We start from the raw sequence: 6343 nt of genomic DNA on the forward strand, positions 1-6343 counted from the left end.
TGCCCTGCCGGGGCAGGAGAACCTCCATTCTAGGCCGGACGCCGGCCCAGGGTGATGCGGTCGCGCTGCTCCAGGTCCTGCACGGTCTGCACCTCGGCAAATCCCGTCGCCTCGAACAGTGCCCGGATCGCGGCGCCCTGGTCCCAACCGTGCTCGATCAGCAACCAACCGCCGGGCCGCAGGTGGGCCTGGCCACCCTCGACGATGCGGCGGATGTCATCCAGGCCGTCCATGCCCGAGGCCAGCGCGGTAGACGGTTCGAAGCGCAGGTCGCCCTGTTCCAGGTGCGGGTCGTTGCTGGCGATGTACGGCGGATTGCTGGCGATCAGGTCGAAGCGCACGCCCTGCAGCGGCGCATACCAGTCGTGCCCGCCCTCGGCGAAACGGACGTTGTCCAGTTCATGGCGGGCGGCATTGCGCGCGGCCACGGCCAGCGCGCCCGGGCTGGCATCGGTGGCCAGCACCTGTGCCCGGGGCCGTTCGCTGGCCAGTGCCAGTGCGATCGCACCGCTGCCGGTACCGAGGTCGGCCAGCTGCAACGCCTGGTCCGGCGGCAGTCGCTCCAGCGCCAACTCGACCAGCAGCTCGGTTTCCGGGCGCGGGATCAGCGTGGCCGGGTCGACCTCCAGGTCCAGCGTCCAGAAACCGCGGCGCCCGGTCAGGTAGGCAACCGGCTCACCGGCCACACGGCGAGCCAGCAAGGCTTCGAAGGCGGCCTGGTCATTGGCGGCCAGCGGATCGGTGGCATGGGCGAACAGCCAGCTGCGCGGGCGGTCCAGTACATGCAGCAGCAGAAGTTCGGCTTCGTGGCGGGCGTCGACACCGCCCAAGCGGGCACTGGCGTCGGCTACGACCTGACGCAGAGTGGGTTCGGGTTGGAAAGACATGTCTCAATTGTAGAGCCGAGCCGATGCTCGGCTGCTGCTGGAACAGCCGAGCATCGGCTCGGCTCTACAGATCCACCGTCGAGCATGGCTCGACGCTACAAAAAAGCTGGAATCCGTTCAGGTTTCGCCAGAGGGTATAAGGAGGGGCTATCAGCCCTCTTCTCACATCCCGGGCGATTTTCCTTGCCACACAAGCAGTTGCAGGATGGGAGCGGCACGATTCAGTGCCTACTCATGGCAATTTGATAGACTCCATCTATCAAATAGATGCAATCAATGGATTGTTCTTATCGCGAGCGAATGGGTAACCTAGCTCCTGTCGATTCACCCACTCCCCTTCACCAGAGGAAAAATGATGTCCCTCATCAATACCCAGATCCAGCCGTTCGAAGCCAACGCCTACCACAACGGCGAGTTCATCAAGGTTTCCGACGCCAGCCTGAAGGGCCAGTGGTCCGTCCTGATCTTCATGCCGGCCGCCTTCACCTTCAACTGCCCGACCGAGATCGAAGACGCCGCTGACCACTACGCCGAGTTCAAGAAGGCCGGCGCCGAGGTCTACATCGTCACCACCGACACCCACTTCTCGCACAAGGTGTGGCACGAAACCTCGCCGGCCGTCGGCAAGGCCCAGTTCCCGCTGGTCGGCGACCCGACCCACCAGCTGACCAACGCCTTCGGCGTGCACATTCCGGAAGAAGGCCTGGCCCTGCGCGGCACCTTCATCATCAACCCGGAAGGCGTGATCAAGACCCTGGAGATCCACTCCAACGAGATCGCCCGTGACGTGTCCGAGACCCTGCGCAAGCTGAAGGCTGCCCAGTTCACCGCCGCCAACCCGAACCAGGTCTGCCCGGCCAAGTGGAAGGAAGGCGAGAAGACCCTGACCCCGTCGCTGGACCTGGTCGGCAAGATCTAAGGCAGTACCGGCCTGCCGTGGCCCCACGCCACGGCGCGCCCTTCATCCCCGTGCCGGTCCCCCCGCCGGCGTGGGGGTGAACCCAAGACAGCCAACGCGCGCCAGCTTTGGCCAGCCAGCCCCTTCCACGGTCGCTGTCTTGGGTTCACCCCTACCCCCTGCTGGTCCGCTACCTTCTACAGCGGTGCCACGCCCCCTGTTTGCCTGAAGCCAGGAGATGACCCGATGTTGGACGCCAACCTGCAGTCGCAGCTGAAGACCTATCTGGAGCGCGTGACCCGCCCGATCCAGATCACCGCGCACGCCGACGACGGCGCCAAGTCGCAGGAAATGCTGGAACTGCTGCAGACCCTGGAAAGCCTGTCGGACAAGATCACGCTGCAGGTCCTGCGCGATGGCCAGGGCCGCGTGCCGTCCTTCGACCTGGGCACGCCGGGCCAGGACATCCACCTGACCTTCGCCGGCCTGCCGATGGGCCACGAGTTCACCTCGCTGGTGCTCGCCCTGCTGCAGGTCGGCGGCCACCCCTCCAAGGCCACCGCCGAGCTGATCGAGCAGGTGCAGAACCTGGAAGGCGAGTACAGGTTCGAAACCTACTTCTCGCTGTCCTGCCAGAACTGCCCGGACGTGGTGCAGGCGCTGAACCTGGCCGCGGTGCTCAACCCGCGCATCCAGCACGTGGCCATCGATGGCGCCCTGTTCCAGGACGAAGTCGAGAAGCGCGAGATCATGTCGGTGCCGACCGTGTACCTCAACGGTGAAGTGTTCGACCAGGGCCGCATGACCCTGGAGCAGATCGTGGCCAAGCTGGACACCAATGCCAGCAAGCGCGATGCCGAGAAGATCGCCGCCAAGGACGCCTTCGACGTGCTGGTGGTGGGCGGTGGCCCGGCCGGTGCTGCAGCGGCGATCTACGCCGCGCGCAAGGGCATCCGTACCGGCATCGCCGCCGAGCGTTTCGGTGGCCAGGTGCTGGACACGATGGCCATCGAGAACTTCATCTCGGTGAAGGAGACCGAAGGCCCGAAGCTGGCCACGGCGCTGGAGCAGCACGTGCGCGAGTACGAGGTGGACATCATGAACCTGCAGCGCGCCAGTGCGCTGGTGCCGGCCGGCGAAGACGGCCTGGTGCAGGTGCAGCTGGAGAACGGCGCGGTGCTGAAGTCGCGTTCGGTGATCCTGTCCACCGGCGCGCGCTGGCGGCAGATGAACGTGCCGGGCGAGGACCAGTACCGCAACAAGGGCGTGGCCTACTGCCCGCACTGCGATGGTCCACTGTTCAAGGGCAAGCGCGTGGCGGTGATCGGCGGCGGCAACTCCGGTGTGGAAGCGGCCATCGACCTGGCCGGCATCGTGTCGCATGTAACCCTGCTGGAGTTCGATTCCAGCCTGCGTGCCGACGAAGTGCTGCAGAAGAAGCTGCGCAGCCTGGGCAACGTCACCGTGCTGACCAGCGCACAGACCACCGAAGTGCTCGGCGACGGCAGCAAGGTCACCGGCCTGGTCTACACGGACCGCATCGGCGGCGATGCCCACCGCGTCGAGCTGGAAGGCATCTTCGTGCAGATCGGCCTGCTGCCCAACACCGAGTGGCTGAAGGATGTGGTGGCGCTGTCGCCGCGCGGCGAGATCGTCATCGACGACCGCGGCCAGACCAACCTGCCGGGTGTGTTTGCTGCTGGCGATTGCACGACGGTGCCCTACAAGCAGATCATCATCGCCATGGGCGCCGGCTCGACCGCCGCACTGAGTGCGTTCGACCACCTGATCCGCTCGTCGGTGAGCAACAGCAGCGGTGCCGTCGCTGAAGCGGCCTGATCCACCGTTCCCAGATCACCGGGAACATTGTCTGCCTGTCGGGTAACCACGCCGTCAGCCGGTCCGTTACCCCTGGGGTGTAAGGATGAACCTACGTGATCTGAAGTACCTGGTAGCCCTGGCCGACCACAAGCATTTCGGTCGGGCTGCCGCGTCCTGCTTTGTCAGCCAGCCGACGTTGTCCACGCAGATCCGCAAGCTGGAGGAAGAGCTCGGCCTGCCGCTGGTGGAACGCGCACCGCGCAAGGTGATGCTGACCCCGGCGGGCCAGGAAGCAGCAGCACGGGCGCGGGTGATCGTGTCCGAAGTGGAACAGCTGAAGGAAGCGGCGCGACGCAGCCGCGATCCGGAAGCCGGTACGGTGCGCCTGGGGATCTTCCCGACCCTCGGCCCGTACCTGCTGCCGCATGTGATCCCGCGCATCCGCGAGCGCTTCCCGGAGCTGGAACTGCTGCTGGTCGAGGAAAAGAGCGATGTGCTGCTGGACCGCCTGCGCGAAGGCAAGCTCGACGCTGCATTGCTGGCGCTGCCGGTGATCGACGAACAGCTGCATGCCGAGTTCCTGTTCGAGGAACCGTTCCTGCTGGCCGTCTCCGGTCGCCACCCGCTGGCACGTCGCGAGCACCTGGACGTGCAGGAACTGGCCACGCAGAAGCTGCTGCTGCTGGAGGACGGCCATTGCCTGCGCGACCAGGCGCTGGAAGTCTGCCGCCTGTTCGGCGCCAACGAGAAGTCCGAGTTCCGCGCCACCAGCCTGGAAACGCTGCGGCAGATGGTCGCCGCCGACGTCGGCATCACCCTGCTGCCGAGTCTGTCGGTGCAGCCGCCAGTGCCGCGCTCGAACAACATCCGCCTGCTCGACTTCACCGGCGAAGGCCGTCCCAGCCGCCGCATCGCCATGATCTGGCGCCGCAGCTCGGCCATGAACGACTTCCTGATGGACCTGGCCGACCAGTTCAAGCGCCTGCCGCAGGCGCTGTTCACGCTGGAGGCGCTCGATGCCGGCAGCGATGCACCGGCCCTGCCCGGCCCGGCGCTGAACGGCTGAACCCCTGCAGCACCGGCCCGGAATCGGCAGGAGTCGATTCCGGCCGCATTTGTCCCCACAATACAGACAGGCGGCGCCAGCAGGTGCCGCCTTTTGCATGGCTTTCAACCAAGGAGCGTCACCATGAACACCGCCAGCGGCCTGCCGCCGTCGATCACCGTTTCTACCTTCGACATGGACCGCCTGGACGCCATGCTCGAATCTCCCGCGCTGAGCCAGACGCCTGCCGCGCTCGCGCTTGCTGAAGAGCTCAACCGGGCCACCGTGCTGGCACCGGACCAGATTCCCGAAGGCATCGTCATGATGCATTCGCGCGTGGAGTGCGAAGATGAAGTGTCGGGCGAAAAGCACGTCCTGACCCTGGTCTTCCCCCGCGAAGCCAACGTCGATGAAGGCAAGGTTTCCGTGCTGGCCCCGGTCGGCAGTGCCCTGCTCGGCCTTTCGATCGGCCAGAGCATCGACTGGACCGCGCCCGGCGGCCGCAAGCTGCGCCTGCGCGTGACCGCGGTCCACAACGACCGCCCCTGATTACCGCTGCGCACCGCGCGCGATTCGATCCCCCTGTCCCAGGAGCCGTAATGAGTACCCCGTCCAAACTGTCCCAGCTGCGCGAACTGTCCGTGGTTGTTGCCGATACCGGTGACTACGAGGCGATCAAGCGCCTGCAGCCGGTGGACTGCACCACCAACCCGACCCTGGTGAAGAAGGCGCTGGACCTGCCGGTCTACGCCGAGCTGATCGAACGCGAACTGGCCTGGGGCCGCCAGCAGACGGGCGACCACGAAGCCGTGGTGCACGCCGTGGCCGACCGCCTGACCATCGGCGTCGGCGCGCTGCTGAGCACGCTGGTGCCGGGCCGGGTGTCCACCGAAGTGGATGCCGACCTGGCTCACGACACCGCTGCCACCGTGGCCAAGGCCCGCCAGTTCATCCAGATGTACGCCGATGCCGGCGTGCCGCGCGAGAAGATCCTGATCAAGATCGCCGCGACCTGGGAAGGCGTGGAAGCCGCGCGCATCCTGCAGGCCGAGGGTATCGACTGCAACCTGACGCTGATCTTCAACCCGACCCAGGCGCTGGCCTGCAGCGAAGCCGGGGCGTTCCTGATCTCGCCGTTCGTCGGCCGCATCCTGGACTGGTACGTGGCCAACGGCCAGGCCCCGGCCACCATCGATGAAGACCCGGGCGTGAAGTTCGTGCGCGGCGTCTATGCCGAATTCAAGCGTCGCGGTTCGCCGACAGTGGTGATGGGCGCCTCGTTCCGTTCGACCGCGCAGATCGAAGCACTGGCCGGCTGCGACCGCCTGACGATTTCGCCGGACCTGCTGGAAAAGCTGGACGCCGACCACGGCGAGCTGCCGCGCAAGCTGGTGGCCGGTGCCGCCGATGGCGCGGCGGTGACCCCGATCGATGCGGCGAAGTTCGCGGCGGATCTGGCGGCCGATCCGATGGCGACCGAGAAGCTGGCGACCGGCATCGATGCGTTTGCCAAGGATCTGGAAGCGCTGCGCGAGCGGATCCGCGCGGCACTGTGAGGATTCCGGCCAACGGCTGAGCCCCTCGTGGCGGGGGGCTCAGAGCAAAAGCCGTGCTGGGTCGGGCGGGTTGGGTTCGCGGGAGACGCCGTGAATCCATCCCTGGAGGCTTGGCCGCCGCTTGCTCGTGTGCGCT

General features: G+C 66.4%; 6 protein-coding genes. 5 read left to right on the forward strand and 1 reads right to left on the reverse strand.

Annotation, left to right across the window (positions count from 1 at the left end):
• Positions 1 to 29: 29 nt before the first annotated feature.
• The gene (gene prmC, locus A7X97_RS12670; RefSeq protein ID WP_111008010.1) at positions 30 to 887 is read right to left on the reverse strand and encodes a peptide chain release factor N(5)-glutamine methyltransferase; all 858 of its coding nucleotides are present in this window, start codon (positions 885 to 887) and stop codon (positions 30 to 32) included.
• Positions 888 to 1242: 355 nt separating this feature from the next.
• Here prmC and ahpC point away from each other — a divergent pair, with 355 nt between their 5' ends.
• The 5 genes from ahpC (at position 1243) to A7X97_RS12695 (ending at position 6207) form a co-directional block, all read left to right on the forward strand.
• Entirely contained in the window at positions 1243 to 1806 is a 564-nt protein-coding gene (ahpC, locus tag A7X97_RS12675) for an alkyl hydroperoxide reductase subunit C (protein WP_005408159.1), read from the forward strand.
• A 225-nt stretch (positions 1807 to 2031) separates the two neighbouring features.
• The gene (ahpF, locus tag A7X97_RS12680) at positions 2032 to 3624 is read left to right on the forward strand and encodes an alkyl hydroperoxide reductase subunit F (RefSeq protein ID WP_111008011.1); all 1593 of its coding nucleotides are present in this window, start codon (positions 2032 to 2034) and stop codon (positions 3622 to 3624) included.
• Between the two features lie 85 nt (positions 3625 to 3709).
• Positions 3710 to 4672, forward strand: coding sequence for a LysR substrate-binding domain-containing protein (locus A7X97_RS12685; protein ID WP_111008012.1), 963 nt, complete (start codon positions 3710 to 3712; stop codon positions 4670 to 4672).
• Positions 4673 to 4795: 123 nt separating this feature from the next.
• Positions 4796 to 5200 (forward strand): nucleoside diphosphate kinase regulator, encoded by a 405-nt coding sequence (gene rnk, locus A7X97_RS12690; protein WP_049414505.1) that lies wholly within the window; start codon positions 4796 to 4798, stop codon positions 5198 to 5200.
• A 50-nt stretch (positions 5201 to 5250) separates the two neighbouring features.
• Positions 5251 to 6207: a transaldolase gene (locus A7X97_RS12695; RefSeq protein WP_111008013.1), complete on the forward strand. Its 957-nt coding sequence runs from the start codon at positions 5251 to 5253 to the stop codon at positions 6205 to 6207.
• The last annotated feature ends 136 nt before the right edge of the window (positions 6208 to 6343 follow it).

The organism is Stenotrophomonas sepilia, from assembly GCF_003244875.1.
GTDB lineage: Bacteria > Pseudomonadota > Gammaproteobacteria > Xanthomonadales > Xanthomonadaceae > Stenotrophomonas > Stenotrophomonas sepilia.